Below are 24,139 nucleotides of genomic sequence, written 5' to 3'. Positions count from 1 at the left end.
GTGAAACCGAGTGTGCCCCTGTTCCGCCGCGGCTCTTCCGTGACGAGCCAGCTCGGCCTCAGCGATCGCATTTTCTCGTCCAAGGACGACCGCGGCCTGGCTTCCGGCATCGACGTCGGCCTCGAGCAGGTCGAGGCCAGCCTGCTCGGCGAGGTCACCTTCGCCGACGAGATCGCGAACGTCACCAGTCGCTACCTGCTCAACGCGGGCGGCAAACGGGTGCGTCCCATGCTCGCCCTCCTGACCGCCCACCTGGGCAGCGGGGTGCTCGACGACGTGGTCACCGCGGCAACCGCGATCGAGATCACCCATCTGGCTTCGCTCTACCACGACGACGTGATGGACGACGCGCACCAACGCCGCGGGGTGCCCAGCGCCCAGACCGTGTGGGGCAACTCGATTGCGATCCTCACCGGGGACCTCCTGTTCGCCCGAGCCAGCCAGTTGATGGCCAGACTCGGCGAGCGTGCGATCCGCCTGCAGGCCGATACCTTCGAGCGTCTCGTCCTCGGCCAGCTGCACGAGACCGTGGGCCCGCACGACGGCGAGGACCCGGTGGAGCACTACATCCAGGTGCTGTCCGATAAGACCGGTTCGCTCATCGCGTCCGCCGCCCAGGCCGGCGTCATCTTTTCCGACGCGTCCGACGACTATGAGCTGCCGGTCGTGCAGTTCGGCGAGAAGATCGGCGTCGCCTTCCAGCTCATCGACGACGTACTCGACCTGTCACCCCAGCCGCAGGAAACCGGAAAGATCGCCGGCACGGACCTTCGGGCCGGCGTTGCCACCCTGCCGGTGCTTCGACTCCGGGAGCGCGCCCCGCACGACATCGGCGCCGCGGCGCTGCTGGCCCGGCTCGAACGCGACGTGATGACCGGCGGCGGCGCCACCGGCGAGGCCGCAGACTCGGCGATCGCCGCCCTCCGCGAGCACGACGTGACCGCCCAGACCCTCACCGAGGCGCACGGCTGGGCGCACGCCGCCGTTGCCGCGCTCTCCCCCCTGCCCGACGGATCCGTGAAGAAGGCGCTCACCCGCTTCGCCGACACGATCGTCGAGCGATCCAGTTAGAAAGGCTCCCATGACCAAGTTGCGATTGGCCATTGTCGGTGCGGGTCCTGCGGGCATCTACGCCGCCGACATCCTGCTCAAGGCCGAACGAAATTTCGAGGTGTCGATCGACCTGTTCGACCACCTTCCTGCTCCCTACGGACTCGTGCGCTACGGCGTCGCACCGGACCACCCCCGGATCAAGGGCATCATCACGGCGCTGCGCGACGTGCTCGACCGTGGCGATATCCGGGTCTTCGGCAACGTGCGCTTCGGGGTCGACATCACGATGGACGACCTGAAGACGCACTACAACGCGGTCATCTTCGCCACCGGTGCGGTGCGCGACGCCGACCTCAAGATTCCCGGAATCGACCTCGAGGGCTCCTACGGAGCCGCCCGGTTCGTCAGCTGGTTCGACGGGCACCCCGACTACCCGCGCACCTGGCCGCTCGACGCCAGGCAGGTGGCGGTCATCGGCAACGGGAACGTCGCCCTCGACGTCTCGCGCATTCTCGCCAAACACGCGGACGACCTGCTCTCGACCGAGATTCCGGCCAACGTCTACGACGGGCTCAAGGCATCCGCCGTGACCGACGTGCACGTGTTCGGGCGCAGAGGCCCGACCTCGGTCAAGTTCACGCCGCTCGAGCTGCGCGAACTCGGCGAGCTGCCCGACGTGGACATCGTCGTTTACGACGAGGACTTCGACTACGACGACGCCGCACGAGACGCCGTGGCCAGCAACAAGCAGGTCTTCGTCATCGACAAGGTGCTGGGCAAGTGGCGCGATCGCCCGGCCGGCACCGCCAGCCGCCGGCTGCACCTGCACTTCTTCGCCAAGCCGGTGGAAATCGTCGACGACGGCACCGGTCGGGTCGGCGCCATCCGGTATGAGCGCACCAAGCCGGACGGGTACGGCGGTGTCGTCGGCACGGGCGAGATCCGTGAACTTCCGATCCAGGCCGTGTACCGCGCCGTCGGATACTTCGGCTCCCCGCTGCCCGGCGTTCCCTTCGACAAGAAGCGCGGCGTCATCCCTAACCGCGAGGGCCAGGTGCTCTGGAAGGGCGAACCGGACTCCGGGTCGGCCAGCGCCAACCAGCAGCTCTACGGCGTCTATGCGACCGGCTGGATCAAGCGCGGCCCCGTCGGCCTGATCGGCCACACCAAGTCCGACGCGATGGAGACCGTGCGGCACCTCATCAACGACCTCGGCAACTGGTGGCACCCGGATGAGCCCTCGGAGGAGAGCGTCCTGGCGATGCTCGACGCGCGCGGCATCGAATACACCAACCTCGAGGGCTGGCATCACCTCGACCAGCACGAGCTCGCTCTGGGCGCTGCCGAAGGGCGAACCCGGATCAAGGTTGTTCCCCGCGAGGACATGATCGCCGTATCCCGCCGGGAGCCGGCGACCGTACCGACGGAGTAGCCCGGCGGGCCGGGCCGGGACGCGGCCCGGCCCGCACGACGCTCCGGTCTGCTCAGCCGTGCATCAGCTCGGTCACGGCGGCCTCGAACACGTCGAGGTGCGCCTGGACGTCGTCATTCGTCGTCTCGGGGCTCATCAGTGCCATGTTGTGGAACGGTGTGAGCAGGATGCCCCGGTTCGCCAGGTAGAGGTGCAGGAAGTCCTCGAGGTCGCCGTCGGCGGCCGCGTTGGACTCCGTGCCGTTCCGCGGGGACGGTGTGACGAAGCGGTACTCCGCGCGCGCACCGAGCTGGGTGATCGACCAGGGCAGATCGTGCTCGTCGATGATGCGTTGGATGCCGGTCGTGTACACGGTCGCGGTCGCGATCATCCCCTCGAATGCGGCATCCGTGAGCACATTCTCGAGCGTCGCCCGCATGGCGGCCACGGACAGCGGGCTCCCGGCGAGGGTGCCGCCGACCCCGCCCATGTCGACCAGATCGAGGTCGGTGCGGCTGAGTGCCCGGTCGGCGAGCTCGGCCGACAGCCCATATGCCCCACTGGGAATGCCTCCGCCGATGGCTTTTCCGATCACCACGACGTCCGGGTCAAGGCCCCAGGCCTGGGTCGCACCGCCCGGCCCGGCCGAGAAGGTGTGCGTCTCGTCGATGATGAGGAGGGTGCCGTACTGCCGGGTGAGGGCGCGCACGCCCTCGTGGTAGCCGTCCTCCGGCAGGACGATGCCGATGTTGGTCAGGGCCGGCTCGATCAATACCGCGGCGACGTCGCCGTGCCTGAGCTGGCGTTCGAGACCCTCGAGGTCGTTGAACTCGGCGACCCGGCTGGTCTCGGTGACGTCGACGGGGGCGCCGACGTTCCCCGGCCTGCTCATCCCTTCCCCGTCGGGGCCGACGACGATCAGGGACTCGTCGACGCTGCCGTGATAGCAGTAGCTGTGGAAGAGGATCTTCGGTCGGTCGGTGAGCGCCCGCACCAGGCGGATGGCCCACCGGTTCGCGTCGGTGGCGGTGAGGGCGAAGCTCCAGCGGTCGACCCCGAACCGGCGGGTCAGTTCGCCGCCGACCCACTCCGCATCCTCGGTGGGCAGCATCGTCGTCAGCCCGCCCTGCTCGTAGATGCGGCGCCCGATGGCGTCGACCACGGCGGCGGGGGAGTGCCCGGCCATCGCGCCGGTGTCACCGAGGGCGAAGTCAAGATATTCGTGACCGTCCAGGTCGGTGACGCGGTTGCCGCGGGCGGTGGCAAGGTAGAGCGGGAACCCGCCGGCCTTCTTATTCATCCACGTCATCGGCACCTTGCCGAAGAGGTGCGTCGCGTTCTCATACGCGGCGGCGGACTTCGGATTGCGCTCGGCAAAGGTGCCCAGCTCGCGCTGTTGCAGTTGGGCTAACCGGTCACGGTCGATCATGGCACTCCTCGCTAAGACTCACGGATGTGCTGTGAGCCTAGCGGCGGAGGCGACGGTTGGCGGGTCTTCGGGTCAGCGGAAGTTCACGAACTGCAGCGCGACGTCGAGGTCTTTGCCCTTGAGCAGGGACATCGTGGCCTGCAGATCGTCACGACTCTTCGAGCTCACCCGCAGTTCATCACCCTGGATCTGGCTCTTGACGCCCTTGGGACCCTCGTCGCGGATGATCTTGTTGATCTTCTTCGCGTTCTCCTGGTCGATGCCGGCCTTCATCGAGGCCTCGATCCGGTACTCCTTGCCGGAGGCGAACGGGTCGCCGGCGTCGAGGCTGCGCAAGGAAATGCCGCGCTTGATCAGCTTCGACTCGAACACCTCGAGAATCGCCTTGACGCGTTCCTCCGAGTTTGCCTTCATGAGCACCTTCTCGCCGCTCATCTCGATCGAGGCGCCGACGTTCTTGAAGTCGTAGCGTTGGGCGACTTCCTTGTGGGCCTGGTTGAGGGCGTTGTCGACCTCCATCGGGTCAACCTTGCTGACGATGTCGAACGTTGAGTCTGCCATGCCTGCAATGTTATCGAGTGGGACGCGTCATCACGACAGTCCAGGGTCTGCGGGCTCGCGCCGGGCGCCCGCGTGGGTGGTCAGTCGCCGGGCGCCGCGGTGCTGGACCGCACGATGAGTTCGAACGGCATCGGGGTATTGAGGTTGGGGGTGAGGTGCTTGCCCGGGCTCAACTGGTCGAGCAGAATTTCGACCGCCTTGGCCCCCTGGCCCTGGGGGAACTGGGCGATGGTGCTCAGCCCGAAGAAATCGGCCAGCTCGTGGTCGTCGACGCCGATCACGGAGACATCCCGAGGCACGACGAGACCGAGGTCCCTGGCCGCAAGGATGGCGCCGATCGCCATCTCGTCCGAGGCGGCAAAGATGGCGGTCGGCCGGTCGTGCGGATTGCCGAGGAGCTGTTTCGCGGCCTGGTAGCCGCCGCGCATGGTGAAGTCGGCCGTCATGAACAGTTCGGCTGCCGGCTCGATCCCGGCCGTGGACAGCGCGTTCTCGTAGCCGACCCGACGGTTGGTCGGCAGGTGGAAGTCCAGGTCGAGGTCCTTGTTGCCGCCGATGTGCGCGATCCGGGTGTGGCCGAGCGCGAGCAGGTGCTCGGTGGCGAGCCTGGCCACGGCGACGTCGTCGATCATGAGGGTGCGCACTCCCTCGATCGGGCCACCGACACCGACGAGGGGCTTACCGAGCGCGTGCAGGCTGGTCACCTCGGTTGCGGTCAACTCGAGCGAAATCGCGATCACGGCATCCACTCGCTGGCGCAGCAGGAAATGGTCGAACACGCTCCGGCGTTCGGCGCCGCCGTCGGTCAGGCTGTAGAGGGTGAGGTCGTAGCCGTTCTTCAGCAGGGACTTCTGCGCCCCTTCGACCACGCTCGAGAAGAACCACCGGTCGAGGAACGGAACGACGACACCGATGTTCTTCATCCGTCCGGACGCCAGGCTTGACGCCGTCGAGGACACGACGTAGCCCAACTCATCGGCGGATGCCTCCACCTTCAGCCGGGTGGCGGGGGAGACGTGGCCGTTGCCGCTCAGGGCGCGCGAAACCGTTGCGGTGGAGACGCCCGCATGGCGGGCGACCTCGTCGATGCCGACCATGGGGTTCCTAACGGCGGTGAATTTGGGCCTTCTTCGATCATATCGACCGGCGGAAGCGTGCCGATCGCAGGCCCTGATTTCTCACTGGGCCCAAAACCCTTGTATTCTGTCTGAGCGTCTCCGGTCACCTGTTCTCATCTGGTCGGGTGCGTATTGGCAAGTTACCCAAGTGGCCAAAGGGATCTGACTGTAAATCAGCCGTCTTAGACTTCGGGGGTTCGAATCCCTCACTTGCCACCAGCACAAGCCCCGGAAACACTCTGTTTCCGGGGCTTTTTCGGTCTTTCGTTCGGGTGAGGCCGACGAGTGGCCCGCAGCCGTCCCGTAGCGTTGAAGGATGACCGTTCCCGCTTCGACCGAATTGCTCCGTCTCGCCCAGGACATCGCCCTCGAAGCCGGTGAGCTGGCGCTGACGCGGCGGGCGGAGGGCGTGCACGTCGCGGCCTCCAAGTCGTCGCCCGAAGACGTGGTCACGGATGCCGACCGCGAAACCGAGGCGCTCATCCGTCGCCGCCTGGCCGAGGCCAGACCCCATGACGGCTTCTTCGGCGAGGAATCGGAGGCCACAGGCGGCACCTCCGGACTGACCTGGGTGGTCGACCCGATCGACGGAACCGTCAACTACCTCTACGGGATCCCGGCCTGGGGCGTCAGCATCGCGGTCGTCGAGGGCGACCCGGACCCGGCGACCTGGCGGACCCTGGCCGGGGCAGTGCGGAACCCCGTCGCCGGCGAACTCTTCACCGCCGCGGCCGGGCGTGGTGCGTTCCTCGGGAAACGGCAGCTGCACGTCCCTACCGAGGTGCCGCTGTCACTCGCGCTGCTCGGCACCGGGTTCTCCTACCAGGCGGCCCGCCGGGAACGCCAGGCCGACGTCGTGCGCGGTCTGGTGGGCCAGGTGCGGGACATCCGCCGGATCGGGTCGGCGGCCCTCGACCTGTGTTCGGTGGCCGCCGGTCGGCTGAACCTCTACTACGAGCGCGGCCTGAACCCCTGGGACCTGGCCGCCGGATCGTTGATCGCGCGGGAGGCCGGGGCGAAGGTGGGTGCCTTCGGCGACGGCCGGGAGGGGACCGACCTGCTCATTGCGGGTGCGCCCGACCTCTACGAGGTGTTCGAGCCGATCCTCGCCGACCTTTTCGATCGATTCATGGACGAGGGCGAGCGGTAACGCCGCCGGGTCGTCAGATCCCCGGAATCCCGGGCGAGTCGGCGCCTCGGCGAGGCCGTCGGTTGCCGCCGTCGCGGGGTCGCGGTACCCCCGTTTTCGGGTGTCATTCCGGTCCGCCGAATGGGAAATCAAGCCATTCCGGGTTAGCCTGTACTGATTCGTTACTTTGGCACCGGCCAAGATGACATTCCTGGCACCCTGTCCGACGAACGGAAAGTTTCTTCTTTTGCCCTCTCACTCCTCCACATCGGCTGCCTCTGCGCCCGATTCGAGTGACCCGGCAGGACAGTCGTCAACGGGCGTGCCGCTTACGCGCCGCGAGCTGCGCGAGCGCGAGCGGGCCGCGCGCGCACCCGTCGCGGCCGCCGACGCACGCCACACGACGCACCACGATTCCGGCGTAATCGCCCCGGTCGCTGAGGCGCCCGTGACCGTCGAGGCTGCGCCGATCGCTCTTCCGCCGGTCGCGCCGGCCGAGGCCGAGTCGCTCGAGCCGGCGTCGGTGTTCATGCCGCTCGCCCAGGCCCTAGCCGCCGCGGATCTGCACCTGCCGGAACTGGATCTGCCGGAACTGCACCTGGCGGAACTGGATCTGCCGGAATCGGATCTGCCGGAATTGGATCTGCCGGAACCGGAGATCCAGACGATTCCCGACACGGACCGCCTCGTCGCGGCGCCCGCGGCATCTGAGGCTCCGGTTTCCGACCTCGAACAACTCCAGACGGACGTCTCCCCGGTCACGACCTCGACGCCGATTCAGTTCCCGACTCGCGCCCAGGCCCGGGCCAGGCAGGCCGCGTCCCTCTCCGAGCAGCCCGCGGCGTCGCTTCCGGAATCCCCGCTTCGCTCTGCGTCGCTGCCCGACCTGCCGCGGCCCCGAGCGATCGCCACCGCAGCGCCCGCGGCCGCACCGAAGTTCGCCCAGAACGCCAAGCCGGCCAACGGACTGGGGCGGCGGCTTGCGACGACCGGGTTCTCGTTCGTGGCAATGGCATTCGTGGCACTGATGGCCGTGTCCACCTCTCTCCCGGCCGAAGCATTGCTCTCCTCGGCCGACGTGCAGGCCGCGGCCCGCGCCTCCCTGCAGACACCCAATTCCGAGCCCGCGCAGACGCTCACCATGAGCGGCGGAACCGACGTCATCTCGGTGCAGCGCGACGGCTATGAATCCAAGACCATCGCCGAGGTCGCCGCGGCCAGCGGCATCCGCTTGGAAGCCACGTTCACCAACAACCCGAACGGCACGATCCAGTGGCCGTTCGCCGTCGGCGTGCACATCGGCGACCGGTTCGGCTACCGCAACTGCGCCGGTTGCTCGTCCAACCATGGTGGCCAGGACTTCAACCCGGGAGATGGCGCTCCGATCCAGGCGATCGCCGACGGTGTCGTGAGCTACGCCGAAGACGGCGAAGGCAGCTACGGCGTGTACATGATCATCGATCACGTGATCGACGGCAAGGTCGTGTCGAGCCTCTACGCGCACATGACCCACGGCTCCATGCTGTTCAAGACCGGCGACGTGGTCAAGGTCGGACAGGTCATCGGCAAGGTCGGCAACACCGGGATGTCGACCGGGCCGCACCTACACCTTGATATCCGCCTCGGCGGCAAGGACGGCACCAAGGTCGACCCGCTCGTCTGGTTGCGCGCCAACACGAACTAGCGTCCGGCCGGGGCGCGCGGGCCGCTCGTCGCGGATGTCGCCCTCACGCCCGCCCGATTCAGGTGCAGGCCCGGTTTCAGGCCCGGTTGCGTTCGGGTTCGTCCTCGGCGTCGCGCCCGAGGCTGATGGCCGTGAGGAAGTCCTCCGGCAGATCGAACCGCGACAGCCCGGCGTTGCTGAAGATGTCGGTCTCCGCCCGTTCGCCCGGCCGGAGCGCGACCACCTGGTCGTGCAGACGTTCCATCTTCACGTCGAGGCGATTCGCGACATCCGCTGCCTGCTTGAGGTCGTGCACCAGATCGACCGGAACCTCACCCTGGTACTTGTAGAAGATCTTGTGTTCGAGGCTGGCCCAGAAGTCCATCGCAACGGTGCGGATCTGGATCTCGACCGTGACCGGCGCGACCCGGTCGGACATGAACACCGGGATCGTGGCGATCAGGTGCAGGCTCTTGTAGCCGTTGGACTTCGGGCCGGCAATGTAGTCCTTGACCTCGAGCACGGTGATGTCTTGCTGGCTCGTGAGCATGTCGAGGATGCGATAGGTGTCGGAGATGAAGCTGCAGGTGATCCGGATGCCGGCGATGTCCTGGATCTGATCGCGAATGTCCTCGAGCACGAGCGGGCACCCCTTGCGGATGGCCTTCCTGAGGATGCCCTCCGGTGACTTCAGCCGAAAGTTGACGTGCTCGATCGGGCTGTAGTCGTGGATCGCACTGAACTCTTCCTTGAGGATGTTGATCTTGGTCATCATCTCGTCGGTCGCGAACTTGTAGGACATCATGAAACGGGTCAGCTCGGTCTTAAGTTCTCGGCGCTCCGCAGTGATCCTGGCGGTGTCGATCCCCTTGTCGATGCTACTGACGCCCACGTTGACTCCTCCTGTGCACTCGAACTTCCGACGCACCCGTCGATTCTCCCACTCGGGGTTGCGGGTCGGCTGGCAAGTGAGCGGCGCGCCCGCGCTCCACCGTCCGGGTGACGGCGCCGCGTCCCGCGTCGGCTGGGTGGCTGCGCCGTGCGCCGCGTCGGCTGGGTGGCTGCGCCCTGTCCCGCGTCGGCTGGGTGGCTGCGCCGTGCGCCGTGTCCCGCGTCGTGCGCCGTCCGAGCTTCGCCGCCTCAGGCCCCGGCATCCGGACGCGAATGCAGGATGCGGTCGGTCGCCGAGGCCGGTTGGGCCCGCCATGCGTGCGGCATCCTGCAAACGGGGTCCGAAACATCCGGCACGAGGAGCCCGTGCGAGGCAGTCGCCGCTGCCCGTCGCGCCAAGGATTCCTGCCGCGAATGCAGGATGCGCGTGGCGGCTGAGGCCGGAGGAGGCAGGTTCCCGCGTGTAATCCTGCATACGGCACCCTGGTGGGCACCCGTGCGCCGGCGGGACGGCTCCCGACGCGCACGGCGCCCGGCGGGACGGCTCCCGACGTGCACGCTCCCGGCGGGATGGCGCCCGACCGAACGGCGACCGGGGTCGGGAATTGTGCACAGATTCGCTGACGGCCGGTGTGGGCGCCGTGCGCCGCGGCATCCTGTGACGATGACGGATGCTGCGGCAGCGATCACCCGGCGCGGCGGCGTCGCGAACTACCGGCAGTTGGCCTCGGCGGGGGTCACTCGCGCCCAGACCCTGTGCGCGCTCCGCTCCGGAAGCATCTGGCGGGTGCGGAATGGCTGGTTCGCGGTGCCGGGAACCCCGAGTGACGTCGCACGGGCGGTGCGGGTCGGCGGGAGCCTCACGGGGGCATCCGTCGCCCGTCTGCACGGACTGTGGCTGCTGGCCGACCCCTTGCTGCACGTGCGTGTGGCACCCACGGCGAGCCGGCTGGCGTCGCCGGAGGACCGGGCGACCAGGCTCGACCCGGCGCGGCACGGCGTCTGCGTGCACTACAGCCGGGCGCCCGGCGCCGGCGAGGCCCGGGACCCCCTACTGCGTGCCCTGGCCGAGATGTTCGCCTGCGACCGGGGCGATGCTGCCGTGATTGCCGTGGACTCCGCGCTCAACCTGGGCGAACTGGCACCGCACCAGCTGGGCGACCTGGTCGCCGCCACGGTTCCGCATCGCCGCGCGGCACTGGCGCTCTGCGACGGCCGGAGCCAGTCCGGGTTGGAGACACTGGTGCGCTTGTTCCTGGTTCGGCAGCGGATCAGGGTGCGCTGCCAGGTGAGGGTGCCCGGGGTGGGCCGGGTCGATCTGCTGGTCGGCGACCGGCTCGTGCTCGAGCTCGACGGCGAGGAGTTCCACACCGGGCTGGCCTTCGAGGAGGATCGTCGCCGAGACTTCGAGCTCGTGCAGCAGGGCTACCTCGTGGTGCGGATCACCTATCGCATGATCATCAGGGACTGGCCGCGGGTTCAGGGCGGCATCCTGGAGCTCGTGCGCCGCGACGAGCACCGCTGGCGCGCGACCCGGGTCAGGCCGACCGCGGGGTGAATGCAGGATGCCGCGGCGCGGCGGGGCCCTATGGGGCCTGCGCCTGCGTGGCATCCTGCATTCGCGGGCGCCGACGCCGGGCACCCGCACGCCCGGCGCAGGCTAGGCGCAGAGCCAGGCCGTCGTGTCGCCGGGCAGGGTGCGCCCGGCGAGCGGTTCGCTGGCCAGCAACAGCTCACCGGCGGGCAGCTCGATCGGGTCGGTGCCCGTGTTGGCGACGACCACGACCCCGCCGTTCCTGAAGTGCACGATCGGGTCGCCGAGGCCTTCGAACCACTCCACCGAGCCGAGGCCCAGGGCGTGTTCACGCCGCAGGCGCAAGGCGAGCTTGTACAGCTCGAGGGTCGACCCTGCGACACCGTCCTGTTCGGCGCGGGCGAGGGTGGCCCACTCCGCGGGCTGCGGCAGCCAGCTGGCCGAGGTCGGGCCGAACCCGTACGACGGCAGGGAGCCTTCCCACGGGAGCGGCACGCGGCATCCGTCGCGCCCGTAACGCTCTCCGTTGGTGCGGAACCAGGTCGGGTCCTCGCGGGAGGCGTCCGGCAGGTCGATGACCTCGGGAAGTCCGAGTTCCTCGCCCTGGTAGAGGTAGCTGGAGCCGGGCAGGGCGAGCATGAGGGCCGTGGCGGCCCTCGCGCGCTGCAGGCCGACAACGGGGTCGGGGAGGCCGACCGTCTTCGGGCCGATGCCGTGACCCTGCAGGTTCTCCGCGGTCAGGGCGAGGCGCGAGGAGTGACGCACGACGTCGTGGTTGGAAAGCACCCAGGTGCTCGGGGCTCCGACGGCGCTGAACGCCGCGAGGGAATCGTCGATCACCCGGCGCAAGGCCGGGCCGCCCCACGGCGTCTCCAGGTAGGCGAAGTTGAAGGCCTGGTGCATCTCGTCCGGACGCACCCATTCGGCGACCCGGCTCAGCGGGTCCACCCAGGCCTCGGCGGCGAGGATGCGGTCTCCCGGGTATTCGTCGAGCACCAGGCGCCAGTCCCGGTAGATCTCGTGCACGCCGTTCTGCGCCCAGTACGGGGCCGTCTCGGCCCATTCGGCGATGAGGCCGGGCTCGAGCGCCGAGGCTCCACCCATGCTGCCGCCCTCGACGGGAGGCGTGTAGTCGGGCAGGCCGTCCGCCTTGATCATGCCGTGGGCGACATCCACTCGGAATCCGTCGGCGCCGCGGTCGAGCCAGAAGCGAAGCACGTCCCGGAACTGGGCGCGCACCCACGGGTTGTCCCAGTCGAAGTCCGGCTGGGTCGTGTCGAAGAGGTGCAGGTACCACTGGCCCGGCGTGCCGTCGGCGTTCGTGATCCGGGTCCAGGCGTTGCCGCCGAAGACGGATTCCCAGTTGTTCGGGGCAAGCTCGCCGTTCTCGCCCTTGCCCTCCCGGAAGATGTAATGCGCTCGCTCGTCGCTGCCCTCACTGGCGGCGAGTGCCGCCTGGAACCACGGGTGCTCGCTCGAGGAATGGTTCGGCACGAGGTCGACGATCACCCGGATGTCCAGCTCGTGCGCCGTTCGCTGCAGCATGTCGAAGTCGGCGAGGGTGCCGAAGATCGGGTCAACGTCGCAGTAGTCGGCGACGTCATAGCCGGCATCGTTCTGCGGGGAGGTATAGAACGGGGACAGCCAGATGGCGTCGATTCCGAGGTCACGGAGGGCGGGCAGACGCCCCGTGATACCGGCCAGATCACCCATCCCGTCACCATTGGCATCCGCGAAGGAACGGGGATAGATCTGGTAAATAACTGCGGTTCGCCACCACTCAGTGCCTGTCATGAAAGAAAACATTACGGCATTATCGACAGAGTGGAAGCGCTTACATGGCGCTGCCATTAAACGAACCGAACAAAAAGTCTTTCGCTGCATCCACTTGAATTGCCAATCGATCTGCGAGAAGCTATACATGTAAACGCTTGCACAATTGTCAATGTCCTTACGAAAGGCACACACCAATGATGGTGAATAAGAAAGGCCTGCTGGCCGCCGGCGCAGTCGCCGTCGCCGCGTCCCTCGCTCTGGCCGGATGCTCCGGCGGATCGACCACGGACAGCGGTGGTACCGCCGATGCGTCCAGCACACTGACGGTCTGGGTCGATGCCGACCGCGCGGCCGTCCTGAAGGACGCTGCGGCGGCCTTCACGAAGGAATCCGGAGTCAAGGTCAAGCTGGTCCAGAAAGACTTCGGGACGATCCAGGAGCAGTTCATCGCCCAGGTCCCGACCGGCAAAGGCCCGGACGTGACCATCGCGGCGCACGACTGGCTCGGCAACTTCGTCGGCAACGGCGTCGTGCAGCCGGTTGAACTCGGCGACACGGCCGCGGACTTCCAGCAGGTCGCGGTCACCGCCATGAGCGTCGAGGGCCAGACCTACGGCGTGCCGTACTCGGTCGAGAACATCGCCCTGCTGCGCAACACGGCCCTCGCGCCGACCGCACCCGCCACCTACGACGACATGATCGCGGAAGGCACAGCAGCCGGAACCGAGTTCCCGTTCCTCGTGCAGGTCGGCCCGGAGTCCGACCCGTACCACCTGTACCCGTTCCAGACCTCGTTCGGCGCCCCCGTCTTCGGCACCAACGCCGACGGCAGCTACAACGCCGGCGACCTGACCATCGGCAACGCCGGTGGCGAGGCCTACGCGGCCTGGCTGGCCAAGGAGGGCGCTGCCGGACACCTGAGCGTGAACGTCACCGGCGACATCGCCAAGGAGAAGTTCCTCGCCGGTGCCTCACCGTTCCTGATCACCGGCCCGTGGAACGTGCCGGACGCCCAGAAGGCCGGCATTGACGTGGCCATCGACCCGATCCCCTCGGCCGGCGGCTCCGTCGCCCAGCCGTTCGTCGGCGTGCAGGGCTTCGTTGTCTCCGCCAAGTCCAAGAACGCCATCGCGGCGAACGAGTTCCTGGTGAACTACATCGGCAGCGAAAAGGTCCAGACCGAGCTGTACAAGGTCGGCGGCCGCGCACCGGCCCTCACCTCCGCGTTCGAGGCGGCCAGCGCCGACCCGATCACCGCCGGTTTCGGCGAGGTGGCGTCCACCGCCGTTCCCATGCCCAGCATTCCTCAGATGGGTAAGGTCTGGCAGTTCTGGGGCGTCACCGAGGCCGCGATCATCAGCGGTCAGGGTGACCCCGCCGCACTGTGGCAGAAGATGACGGCCGACATCCAGGCCGCCATCCAGTAGTCGCTCCACCCGCCGATCGGGCTGCCCCGGCCTCTGAACAGGCCGGGGCAGCGTGGCGCGACACCCCGCTGCGCCGCGCCGAGAGGCCCGGCACGGCCCCGTATTTCCCCTGCCGCATCAGGTCGGCAGGCGCAGTGACTCACAGTGCAGAGCGGCAGAGAGCGGACGAAGATGACTAACCCCAGCACCGAGCAGGGCGAGGCGCAGGTCAGAGCGTCCAGGCGGTCACGTCAGGCCGCCCGCATCGCCGAAGCGGCATCCGCCGGCGTCAAGGTCCTCCTGGTCAAGATCTTCCTGCTCGCCATCGTCGACGCGATCAGCGTCTACGCGCTTTTCGTGCTTCTGCTTCGATCGGACTGGGTCGTCTTCGGCGCAGTGCTCCTGGTCACCCTCATCGTCAACTGGATCTACTTCAGTAAGCAGAAGCTGCCCGCCAAATACCTCACCCCCGGGCTGATCTTCCTGCTGATCTTCCAGATCTTCGTGGTCGGCTACTCCGGCTACATCGCGTTCACCAACTACGGCACCGGCCACAACAGCACGAAGCAGGACGCCGTCAACGCCCTCATCGTCTCGTCCCAGCAACGCGTGCCCGACTCGCCCACCTATGAACTCACCGTGGTCGAACAACTCGGCAACTACAGCTTCCTCGTCACCGACCCCAAGGGTCGGGTCAGCATCGGCAGCACGGATGCCCCGCTCCGCCGGGTCACCGACGCCACATTAAACGACGCCGACAAGGCCGTCGCGCTCCCCGGTTACACGAGCCTCAAGTTCACCGACATCGTCGCGAACCAGCAGAAGATCGCCGCCCTGTCCGTGCCGCTCTCGAGCGACCCGAACGACGGGACCCTGCGCACCCCGGACGGCTCGAAGGCCTACCTCTACCTGTCCGACCTCGTCTACGACGAGGCCGCCGGCACGATGACCAACACCTCGACGAACACGGTCTATGTCGATAACGGCAAGACCGGCTCGTTCGTCGCCGCCGACGGCGCCGAGCTGCTGCCCGGCTGGAAGGTGGAGGTCGGTCTCGCCAACTTCGCCAAGGCGTTCGGCTCCGAGTCGATCCGCGGTCCGCTGATCAGCGTGACCCTGTGGACCTTCACCTTCGCGTTCCTCTCCGTGCTGACCACGTTCGGTCTCGGTCTGTTCCTCGCGATCGTGTTCAACGACATGCGGATGCGTGGCCGCAACGTCTACCGGGTGATCCTGATCCTGCCCTACGCGTTCCCCGCCTTCCTCTCCGCTCTCGTCTGGGCCGGGATGCTCAACCCGCAGTTCGGCTTCGTCAACCAGGTGCTCTTCGGCGGCGCCGACATCCCGTGGCTGACCAATGAATGGCTGGCCAAGTTCAGCATCATCTTCGTCAACCTCTGGCTCGGCTTCCCGTACATGTTCCTCGTCTGCACGGGGGCGCTCCAGTCGATCCCGGACGAGATCCAGGAGGCCGCCACGGTCGACGGGGCCAGGCCGTTCCAGGTCTTCCGGCTGATCAAGCTGCCGCTGTTGCTCGTCTCCGTCGCCCCGCTGCTGATCTCCTCGTTCGCGTTCAACTTCAACAACTTCAACCTGATCTACATGCTGACCAACGGTGGCCCCAGGGACGTGACGGCCGGGGTGAACGTCGGAGCCACCGACATCCTCATCTCGATGGTCTACAAGGTCGCCTTCGTCGGCGCCAACCGCGACTACGGGCTCGCCAGCGCGTTCTCGATCATCATCTTCCTGCTGGTGGCGCTCGTGTCGGTCATCAGCTTCAAACAGACCAAGGCGCTAGAGGAGTTGAACTGACATGCGGATTGCAGCCCCAGAAACCAGCGACCTGTACATTCCGACGAAACGACCGTTCAACTTCGGCCGGTGGTTCTCCCGCACCGGCTGGCGCCACCTGATCGGCGCGATCATGGTCGTCTTCGCGTCCTTCCCGCTGCTCTACGTTCTCTCCGCGTCGCTGCACCCCGGTGGCACCCTGATCACGGCAAACGGCCTGTTCAGCGAGGTCGACCTGGGCAGCTATCAGACCCTGTTCAACCTGCCCCAGCAGCCCTACGCGGCCTGGTACGGCAACACCCTGCTGATCGGCGGCATCACCTCGATCTGCACCGTGTTCCTCGGCGCGCTCGCGGCGTACTCGTTCTCCCGGATGCGTTTCATCGGCCGCCGCCCCGGCCTGCTGATGCTCGTTCTGGTGCAGATGTTCCCCCAGCTGCTGGCCGTGGTGGCCATCTTCCTGCTGCTCAACGGCATCTCCGACATCTTCCCGATGATCGGGCTCGACTCGCAGGTGGGCCTGATCATGGTCTACCTCGGCGGCGCCCTCGGCGTGAACACCTACCTGATGTACGGCTTCTTCAACACGGTTCCCGCCTCGATCGATGAGGCCGCGAAGATCGACGGGGCCGGCCACGCCCGGATCTTCTTCACGATCATCCTGCGCCTGGTCGCACCCATCCTCGCCGTGGTGGGCCTGCTCTCCTTCGTCGGCACGACCAACGAGTTCGTCATCGCCAGCATCGTGCTGATCACGCCGGAGAAGCAGACCCTCGCGGTGGGGCTCTACCAGTTCGTCTCGCAGGAATTCTCGAGCAACTACTCGGTCTTCGCGGCCGGCGCCGTGCTCGCCGCCCTGCCGGTGATGGCCCTGTTCCTCTGGCTGCAGAAGTACATCGTCGGCGGCTTGACCGCCGGTTCCGTGAAGTAGGCCGCGTGCCGGATCAGCTGTACCGCACCGTCCTGACGCCCCACCACGACGGCTCGCAGCTCTACGTCTCCACGCCCAACCCCGACCTGGGCGAGAGCGTCGCCGTGCGGGTGCGCATCCCGGCGGCATTCGGAGCCGTCGTGACCGTGTATGCCCGGTCCAACCCCGACCGGGAACCGCGGTTCGACCCGGCCAGGCTCCTCGGCACGGTGGACGGCTGGCAGTGGTGGGAAGCGGTCATCACGGTCGAGAACCCGGTGCACGGCTACCGGTTCCTGATCGACCTGGACGACGGAAGCCACTGGTGGCTGAATGCCACCGGCCTGTCCGGCATCGAGACCCTCGACACGGAAGACTTCAAGCTGCTCGCTCACCCGGCCGCGCCCGACTGGGCCGCCTCCAGCGTGATCTACCAAATCTTCCCCGACCGGTTCGGGCGCTCCCCGGCCGCCGACGCCAGGGCCACGCCGGAGTGGGGCATCCCCGCCGAGTGGCACGACGAGGTCGACCTGGTCCGTCCCGGCCGCTCGCACCAGTACTACGGCGGCGACCTCGACGGCATCATCCTGCACCTCGACCACCTCGAGCGGATCGGCGTCACCCTGCTCTACCTGACGCCGATCTTCCCCGCCGGGTCGAACCACCGCTACGACGCGTCCAGCTTCGGCGAGGTCGACGAGGCGCTCGGCGGCGACGCCGCGCTCGTGCGCCTCGTCGAGGCCGCGCACGAGCGCGGCTTCAAGGTGATCGGCGACCTCACCTCCAACCACTCCGGTGATCGGCACGAATGGTTCCGGGCGGCGCACCTCAATCCGGATGCCGCCGAGAGCTCCTTCTACTACTGGCTCGACCCCGAGCACCGCACGTACACCTCGTGGTTCGGTGTGCCGACGCTGCCCAAGTTCAACTGGGCATCCGCTGCGCTCCGCACCCGCTTCATCGAGGGGGCGGGATCCGTGGTCGCGAAATGGTTGCAGGCGCCGTATCACCTCGACGGCTGGCGGATCGACGTGGCCAACATGACCGGCCGGCTCGAGCGGGAGGACCTGAACGCCGAGGTGCGACAGACCATCCGCCGCACCATGATCGAGGTCAACCCCGACACGCTCCTGCTCGGGGAGTCAACCAACGACGCCTCGGCCGATTTCCAGGGTGACGGCTGGCACGGGGCGATGACCTACACGAACTTCACCCGGCCGCTCTGGAGCTGGCTGTCCGGGCCGGACAGCCCGTCGTCGTCGTTCTTCGGCCTGCCCTACGCCACGATCCCGCAGTACACCGGGCACCAGTTCGTCGCCACCCACCTGCGCTTCGTCGCCGGGTTCCCCTGGCGCACCCGCCTGGCCACGATGAACGCCCTCGACACTCACGACACGCCCCGGTTCCGCACCCACGCGATCGACGGCGGGGTGCCCGTGGCGTTCGGGATGTCGGTGACACTGCCCGGCATCCCGATGATCTTCGCCGGCGACGAGTTCGGCCTGGTCGGCGTCGACGGGGAGCAGTCCCGCACCCCGATTCCCTGGGGGAGCGTGGACGAGCCGCTCGTCGCGGACACCATCGATCTCTACTCCGCGCTGATCCACCTCCGCACCGCCCACCCCGCGCTCAGCGAGGGCGGCATGCGCTGGCTGCATGTCGGCGACGATGTGCTCGTCTACCTGCGCGAGAGCGCGACCGAAGCGGTGCTGTTGGTGGCCGCGCGCGCGGCAGGCGAGGCCGCGATCCCCGGCTGGGCGGTGGCGGGAGCAGAGGCCGCCACGCGGCTCTTCGGCGACGGCGGGCTGCTCGTGGAGGACGGCGGCATCCGTGTGACGGCAGCCGGCCCGTCGTTCACTGCGTGGGCGCTTCCGGGAGTCGGAGTGCCCGTCGGCTGACCGCGGTCAACGGAGAGGCGAAGTTGGTGATAATCTTTACCGGTTGCCGAAAAACAAAGGCTCAGCTTCTGCCCGTTGGAAGCTCTGCCCCCTTAGCTCATTGGTAGAGCACTTCCTTGGTAAGGAAGAGGTAGTGGGTCCGATTCCCACAGGGGGCTCAGGCTTGGAAGCTCTTGCAGCCGACAGGCCGTGGCGGGGTAGCTCAGTTGGTTAGAGCACACGGCTCATAATCGTGGTGTCGCGGGTTCAATTCCCGCTCCCGCTACACATAAAGGCCCTTTGATCAGGAAATCTCTTGGTCGCGGGGCCTTTTTCTTTTTATCGGAGACCACCCGGCTCCGCGCGAGACTGCGGTCCAGGTCTGAGCTTCGGGCACAGCGCCATTGCGAGTTCTCGGCGAGGTGGCGCCGAATCTGTGTCCTACAGATCCGGCTTGCGGAGCGACGAGTAACCGCCGGGCGTGGACACCGGCCTCGATCGTCTTTCGCTGCTTAGTCGAAGTCGGGGACGTATAAGAAGCGGGCGGGGGCGGTGAGTTCGCCGATGGTGCCCCGGGCGTTGAGCCAGACGTTCAACTCGTCGGCGGGCACTGGCCTGGACATGTGATAGCCCTGGGCCTGGTCGCAGCCGAGGGCGACGAGCTCGTCGTATGCGTCCGCACTCTCGACGCCTTCGGCGACCATGCGCAGGCCCAGGCTGTGGGCCAGCCCGATGGTGGAGGCGACCAGGGCTGCGGCGCGGGCATCGTCGACCATGGGCGCCACGAAAGAGCGGTCCAGCTTGAGCTCGTCAATGGGCAGGTCCCGCAGGTAAGACAACGAACTGTACCCGGTACCGAAGTCGTCGATGGAGATCTGAATACCGTGCAGGCGGAGCCGCGTCAGGATGTCCCGGGCCCGGTCGCGGTCGGCCATGAGGAATTCCTCGGTGATCTCCAACTTCAATGCGCCTGGTCCGAGGTCGCGGTCGGTCAGCATGGCGGCCACCTCGTCGGGCAGGTCGGTGTCGATCATGGAGCTGGCCGAGAGGTTGACGGCGACCGTCAGGTCTCGGCCCTCCGCTTCCCAGAGCTCGGCCTGGTCCAGGGCGATGTGGAGCACCACCCGGGTCAGGGTTCGCATGAGTCCGGCTTCTTCGACCAGGTTCAGGAAGGCGTCCGGGTAGAGCAGGCCGCGGGTCGGGTGGTTCCAGCGCACCAGGGCTTCCACATCGTGGACGTCGCCGGCGGGCAGGTTGATCTTGGGCTGGTAGTGCAGGACGAACTGGTCGCTGGTCAGGGCGGCTCGCAGCTCATCGACCGTGCGCAGCTGGGTGGTGAAGTCGGTGTCGTCGCCGTTGCCGTACGCGTGATATCCGTCGCCGGAGGCCTTGGCCTTGTACATCGCCACGTCGGCTTTGCGCAGCAGGGTGTCAAGGTCATGGCCGTCATCGGGGAATAGGGCGAAGCCGATGCTCACGGTGCTGTGAACCGCGACGTCATCCAGGGCGAACGGCTCGGCCAGGGCCGCGCAGAGCTTGGCTGCCACCGCGGTGGCCTGCTCGGCGCCCGCGCCGTCGAGCAGGAGCGCGAACTCGTCACCGCCCAGACGCACGAGGAGGTCTCCCGCCCGCAGCTGCTCGCTGAGGCGGCCACCCACCTGGATGAGCAGTCTGTCTCCGGCCTGGTGGCCCAGGCTGTCGTTGACCTCCTTGAACCTGTCCAGGTCCATCAACAGCAAAGCGTGGCGCTCACGAACCGGGTCCCCCATCCGAGCGCCCGCTTGAGCATACAGCGCCCGCCGGTTCGGCAGACCGGTTAGATGGTCGCTAGTAGCCTGACGGCGCAGGTCCGCCATCCGCAGGATCTGACGAAAGGCCACCTGCGTGCGAGCTGCCGCCGCCAACACCGTGGCCCCGGCCAACGCAACGGCCAGAGAAGACACATGAGTCCGAGTGCCCATCACCAGCACCCCGAGCCCAGCGAGGGTGGCGAGCCCCGACATGATCAGGGACGCCGCACGGTTCGGGGTGGGCAGATCTGGGACTCTCGGCACGGTTCGGCGCGCCGAACCGTGCACATACAGCGCGATGAGGGCGATCCCGATCGCCCAGAGGGCGTCGAGTGGAGTTCCGAGCACGTAGCTGTCTGTGGTCACCTGCAACGCGTAGACGACGTCCGCCAGTGCGTACATCATCAGTCCCAGGATCAGCACGACCAGCCGATCGCCCCCACGGAGACCCCGCACGACCACTATCCCCGTGACGGCTGCCACCAGCAACATGTCCATCAGCGGGTAGGCGACCGCCACAGCCGTGGCCAACGACCAGGAACCCGCCAAGGCTGAGGCCATCACGGGGTTGAGCACAACTGCCAACACCGCAGCCGCCCCGAGCGAGCCCACGGCACAATCCAGCCATACCGACCGCGACTGCCCGCGAACGTCGAGGCGCACCAGCATGACCAACATGACCAACATCAGCAGGTAGAACACCATGTAGCCGAGGTCACCCGGGTTGGGGAACGGGGGTGACCAGTCGCCGGTCAACGGGGCGTAGTAGGTGTCCCCGACTGCCAGGAAGGTCATCGCCAGGGCTGCGAGCAGGACTTCCGTGCGCCGGGACCCCACCCGTGCGACCGCAAGCCAGCACACCACCGCGGGCAACCAGGACGTCGATAACGACAGCCAGAGATCCACGGCCGGATGAGATACGCCGCCCTGCCAGATCACTCCGCCCAGGTAGGCCGCCGCAACCAGGCCCATCGTCCAGACCAGAACGGAATCAAGCCGCACACGCATCATGGTCTCATCACCCACAACCCCAAGGTGACACTTACGGCACGGGCGACAGTCGCGTCACCGCCAACGCACGCACACCGCGTCGTGAACATAGCCCCCCCCAGATCTGCCCATAATCTACCGGCCCGTTGAGGCAGATCAGTAAGAGGAATGGTCTATCCGATGCGATCGCCCCTAACTGGGGGAACGGCTCGGCATCCGTGCCCCGTTCGTTGTACGTCGACGGCTGCGGGATCGCCAGCGCGACCGGGCACCGCACGAGGTTCGAGATCGTCCCCAGAGGTCACTTGTCGGGATTCGCATATCTCGCGACGATGTCCGAGCCGGAGGATCAGCACGATTGACTGGTCGTCGTGAATCCGCGGCCGCCGTGGCGTGGTGAAGTCACTGATGCGATTGCCGATCGTGCGTGCGCCGGCGAGGAGGTGGTCTTCGAGGCCGAACCAGCGATTTTTCGATTGTAGGCTCATGGTCACAGTATTTGTTTGTTCGGTCTCACTGAAGGAAACTATGCCCCCGGGGACGACTGGAAACATGGACGAGGATAATGGCCTCGCCTCGGTGCTCGCGGCTGCCAGAGGGGCGACCTCTGATATTGCGTTGATAACCGACTCGGCGCAGGCCGTTCTGTATGTTTCTGCTTCTTTCACCGCCATGACGGGTTATCAGAAGGCTGAATTGATCGGCCGGAACTGTCGTGTCCTGCAGGGACCGGGCACCGATTCCACTACGAGACGCATCATGAGGGAAGTCATCGCGTCGGGGGAAGTCTTCGAAGGCGAAATCCTCAATTACCGTAAGAACGGTTCGGCGTTCTGGACAGCGCTGAAGATCATCCCGATGCGGGTGGGCGCCAACACCGCGATCACCCACTATGTGAGTATCCAACGCGATATCAGCAACCACGTGGCCTTGCTGAATCAGTTGCAGAACCAGGCGCTGCACGACGCCGTGACAGGGCTGCCGAACCGGACGGCGGCCGAACGGGCGGTGGAGGAAGTGGCCAAACGCGCCGTTCACCGGGAAATGACGGTGGCGGTCGGCTTGATTGATCTGGACGATTTCCGTCTCGTCAACAACGCCCTGGGTCATGCCGCCGGTGATGCAGTGTTGCGGCAGTGGGCGGCTCGTGTGCTCTCGCGTCTGGGTGAAGGCGATGTGCTGGCCCGGATGGGCGGGGATGAATTCATCCTGATCCTCAAAAACATCACCCGTCGCACCGCAAACGAGGACTTACCCGGAATGCTCCATCGGGTCCATGAGGCAGTCGAGGAGCCCTTCACCGTTGACGGCCAGCAGGTCCGAATCGGAATGAGTTTGGGGATCGCGCTGGTTCCCGAGGACGGCACCGATAGCCGGTCCATTCTGCGCAGCGCCGATGAGGCGCTCTATGTAGCCAAGGAGCGGCGAAACAACCGGAGTATCTGGTGGGAAACCGCGGAGCACGCCGGCATCCGCTCACAAGACAACGGCCACGGTGGCAGCACCGACGGGAGCTCCGGCACGGGAGAAGAACGGAGTCCGGAAGCTTATCGAGACGCTGTGACGAGCGGAAACATCATTGTTCACCTCCAGCCCGTGGTGGATCTTCGCGATGGGACCGTGCACCTGTTCGAGGCCCTGGCGCGCCTGAAGCTACCCGGAGGACGTGTCGCGTACCCCGATGAGTTCCTGCCCCACTTCGGGACTGAGGATCTGCGCGTCTTGTTCGTCGGCGTCCTCGATCGGGCGTTGAAAATCCTGGCGGCGTGGGATCGAGAGGGCGTCCGTCACGACGTGTCAGTGAACCTGCCGCCGGCAATCCTGCTCGACGGGTCGACACCGGCGCTCGTCCACAAGCTCCTCGACGCCCATGGAATCCAACCGGGGCGGTTGGGATTGGAACTGCTGGAATCCCAGGTCATCAGCCTCGACGCGCAGCGGACAGCGTTGCGGGAGCTCGTCGACTTGGGAGTGGGCCTAGCCATGGATGATCTCGGATCCGGCTACAGCAGTTTGCAAAGGCTCTCATCGTTTCCGTTCAGCAGCATCAAGCTCGATCGCGGATTACTTCTCCACGTCCAGAACAGACCCTGGGAAACGCTCAGCGTCCTGGCAACCCTCATTCAATTAGGCCGGGACCTGGGCATGAACGTCGTTATCGAAGGGCTGGAGAACGAAAGCCTGACCGAAGCCGCTACCGTCCTCGGTTCACCGCTGGGCCAGGGCTATTACTTTGCCAAGCCGATGCCGCCGGAAGACTGCCTTCGGTGGTCTGATTCCCTGACCCTCGGATCCCACCTGTCGCTGATCCAGACTCCGCTCGGCGCTCTGGCCTATCACATGAAGTTCGCCCGACTGGCCGCACCGCACCCGCTGGAACTCGACCGCTGCCCGCTCACTCGATTCATCAACGAAGCCAACGCCTCCGCTGAGGTGAAAAGATGGCACGCACAACAACACGACATGCCGGGGATGCACTCCGGCTCCAGCCAATTCCTCATCGACTGGCTCACCGCACTGATCCGCGAACCCAGCCCACAAGAGTCCGGTGAGCACGTGCCGTCCCTGCGGCTGGCTCCCGCGCCGGCCACAGACGAGACTCACCTCGTATCGGGACCCATGCTGGAGGCCACCGAACTCGTCGAGCACGAACGGAGGGACCGCTGGAGGGCGCGTCAGGTGCCCGCTGTCGAACCGCACCGGGCCACCACACCATCGAGTGCGACAGGAGCACAGGTGCTGGACGGGTGAATTCAAATTCGGTAATCTGGATTCATATTAAGTGCGGCATGTGCCCACAGGATGCC

The 24,139-nt window shown here is 66.7% G+C and carries 16 protein-coding genes and 3 tRNA genes; 13 read left to right on the top strand and 6 right to left on the bottom strand.

Annotated elements, in window-relative coordinates; genetic code table 11:
- Together QMG61_RS06840 and QMG61_RS06835 are read left to right on the top strand one after the other, a co-directional pair.
- A complete protein-coding gene (locus QMG61_RS06840) occupies window positions 1-1,071 on the top strand; it encodes a polyprenyl synthetase family protein (RefSeq protein WP_283493584.1) in 1,071 nt (356 codons plus the stop codon).
- A 10-nt stretch (window positions 1,072-1,081) separates the two neighbouring features.
- Complete coding sequence (locus tag QMG61_RS06835; protein WP_283493583.1) at window positions 1,082-2,485, top strand: FAD-dependent oxidoreductase; 1,404 nt, start codon at window positions 1,082-1,084, stop codon at window positions 2,483-2,485.
- 52 nt (window positions 2,486-2,537) lie between these two features.
- Here QMG61_RS06835 and QMG61_RS06830 read toward each other — a convergent pair whose 3' ends face one another.
- The 3 genes from QMG61_RS06830 to QMG61_RS06820 all read right to left on the bottom strand — a co-directional run bounded on the left by QMG61_RS06830 (window position 2,538) and on the right by QMG61_RS06820 (window position 5,551).
- Complete coding sequence (locus QMG61_RS06830; protein WP_283493582.1) at window positions 2,538-3,893, bottom strand: transaminase; 1,356 nt, start codon at window positions 3,891-3,893, stop codon at window positions 2,538-2,540.
- Window positions 3,894-3,965: 72 nt separating this feature from the next.
- The gene (locus QMG61_RS06825; protein WP_283493581.1) at window positions 3,966-4,454 is read right to left on the bottom strand and encodes a YajQ family cyclic di-GMP-binding protein; all 489 of its coding nucleotides are present in this window, start codon (window positions 4,452-4,454) and stop codon (window positions 3,966-3,968) included.
- A gap of 80 nt (window positions 4,455-4,534) precedes the next feature.
- Window positions 4,535-5,551 (bottom strand): LacI family DNA-binding transcriptional regulator, encoded by a 1,017-nt coding sequence (locus QMG61_RS06820; protein WP_283493580.1) that lies wholly within the window; start codon window positions 5,549-5,551, stop codon window positions 4,535-4,537.
- A 155-nt stretch (window positions 5,552-5,706) separates the two neighbouring features.
- On the opposite strand from QMG61_RS06820, the gene QMG61_RS06815 reads away from it, so the two are divergent.
- The 3 genes from QMG61_RS06815 to QMG61_RS06805 all read left to right on the top strand — a co-directional run bounded on the left by QMG61_RS06815 (window position 5,707) and on the right by QMG61_RS06805 (window position 8,385).
- Window positions 5,707-5,791 (top strand) — tRNA-Tyr (locus QMG61_RS06815).
- Between the two features lie 97 nt (window positions 5,792-5,888).
- Window positions 5,889-6,722 carry an inositol monophosphatase family protein gene (locus tag QMG61_RS06810; protein ID WP_283493579.1) on the top strand — a complete coding sequence of 278 codons (834 nt, stop codon included), beginning with the start codon at window positions 5,889-5,891 and terminating at the stop codon, window positions 6,720-6,722.
- A 301-nt stretch (window positions 6,723-7,023) separates the two neighbouring features.
- On the top strand, window positions 7,024-8,385 hold the full coding sequence (locus QMG61_RS06805) for a M23 family metallopeptidase (RefSeq protein WP_283493578.1): 1,362 nt from the start codon (window positions 7,024-7,026) through the stop codon (window positions 8,383-8,385).
- A gap of 76 nt (window positions 8,386-8,461) precedes the next feature.
- Here the strand turns inward: QMG61_RS06805 and QMG61_RS06800 are convergent, their stop codons facing one another.
- A complete protein-coding gene (locus QMG61_RS06800) occupies window positions 8,462-9,256 on the bottom strand; it encodes a GTP pyrophosphokinase (RefSeq protein WP_283493577.1) in 795 nt (264 codons plus the stop codon).
- Between the two features lie 663 nt (window positions 9,257-9,919).
- Between QMG61_RS06800 and QMG61_RS06795 the strand changes: the two genes are divergently transcribed.
- Window positions 9,920-10,813, top strand: coding sequence for an endonuclease domain-containing protein (locus QMG61_RS06795; RefSeq protein ID WP_283493576.1), 894 nt, complete (start codon window positions 9,920-9,922; stop codon window positions 10,811-10,813).
- Window positions 10,814-10,915: 102 nt separating this feature from the next.
- On the opposite strand, the gene QMG61_RS06790 is transcribed toward QMG61_RS06795, so the two are convergent.
- Entirely contained in the window at window positions 10,916-12,583 is a 1,668-nt protein-coding gene (locus QMG61_RS06790; RefSeq protein ID WP_283493575.1) for a glycoside hydrolase family 13 protein, read from the bottom strand.
- Between the two features lie 176 nt (window positions 12,584-12,759).
- Between QMG61_RS06790 and QMG61_RS06785 the strand changes: the two genes are divergently transcribed.
- The 6 genes from QMG61_RS06785 (at window position 12,760) to QMG61_RS06760 (ending at window position 18,838) form a co-directional block, all read left to right on the top strand.
- Window positions 12,760-13,992, top strand: coding sequence for a sugar ABC transporter substrate-binding protein (locus tag QMG61_RS06785; protein WP_283493574.1), 1,233 nt, complete (start codon window positions 12,760-12,762; stop codon window positions 13,990-13,992).
- Window positions 13,993-14,163: 171 nt separating this feature from the next.
- The gene (locus QMG61_RS06780; RefSeq protein ID WP_283493573.1) at window positions 14,164-15,786 is read left to right on the top strand and encodes an ABC transporter permease subunit; all 1,623 of its coding nucleotides are present in this window, start codon (window positions 14,164-14,166) and stop codon (window positions 15,784-15,786) included.
- A 1-nt stretch (window position 15,787) separates the two neighbouring features.
- Window positions 15,788-16,696 (top strand): sugar ABC transporter permease, encoded by a 909-nt coding sequence (locus QMG61_RS06775; protein WP_283493572.1) that lies wholly within the window; start codon window positions 15,788-15,790, stop codon window positions 16,694-16,696.
- A gap of 5 nt (window positions 16,697-16,701) precedes the next feature.
- Window positions 16,702-18,573: a glycoside hydrolase family 13 protein gene (locus tag QMG61_RS06770; protein ID WP_283493571.1), complete on the top strand. Its 1,872-nt coding sequence runs from the start codon at window positions 16,702-16,704 to the stop codon at window positions 18,571-18,573.
- Between the two features lie 86 nt (window positions 18,574-18,659).
- Window positions 18,660-18,731: transfer RNA gene (locus QMG61_RS06765), tRNA-Thr, on the top strand.
- Window positions 18,732-18,764: 33 nt separating this feature from the next.
- Window positions 18,765-18,838, top strand: a tRNA-Met gene (locus QMG61_RS06760).
- Between the two features lie 226 nt (window positions 18,839-19,064).
- Here the strand turns inward: QMG61_RS06760 and QMG61_RS06755 are convergent.
- The gene (locus tag QMG61_RS06755; RefSeq protein ID WP_283493570.1) at window positions 19,065-21,344 is read right to left on the bottom strand and encodes a putative bifunctional diguanylate cyclase/phosphodiesterase; all 2,280 of its coding nucleotides are present in this window, start codon (window positions 21,342-21,344) and stop codon (window positions 19,065-19,067) included.
- Window positions 21,345-21,884: 540 nt separating this feature from the next.
- Here QMG61_RS06755 and QMG61_RS06750 point away from each other — a divergent pair.
- Window positions 21,885-24,083 (top strand): putative bifunctional diguanylate cyclase/phosphodiesterase, encoded by a 2,199-nt coding sequence (locus QMG61_RS06750; RefSeq protein ID WP_283493569.1) that lies wholly within the window; start codon window positions 21,885-21,887, stop codon window positions 24,081-24,083.
- Window positions 24,084-24,139 lie beyond the last annotated feature (56 nt).

The organism is Cryobacterium sp. PH31-AA6 (genome assembly GCF_030063195.1).
Classification (GTDB): Bacteria; Actinomycetota; Actinomycetes; order Actinomycetales; family Microbacteriaceae; genus Cryobacterium.
This window is presented reverse-complemented; position numbering and strand designations above follow the sequence as displayed.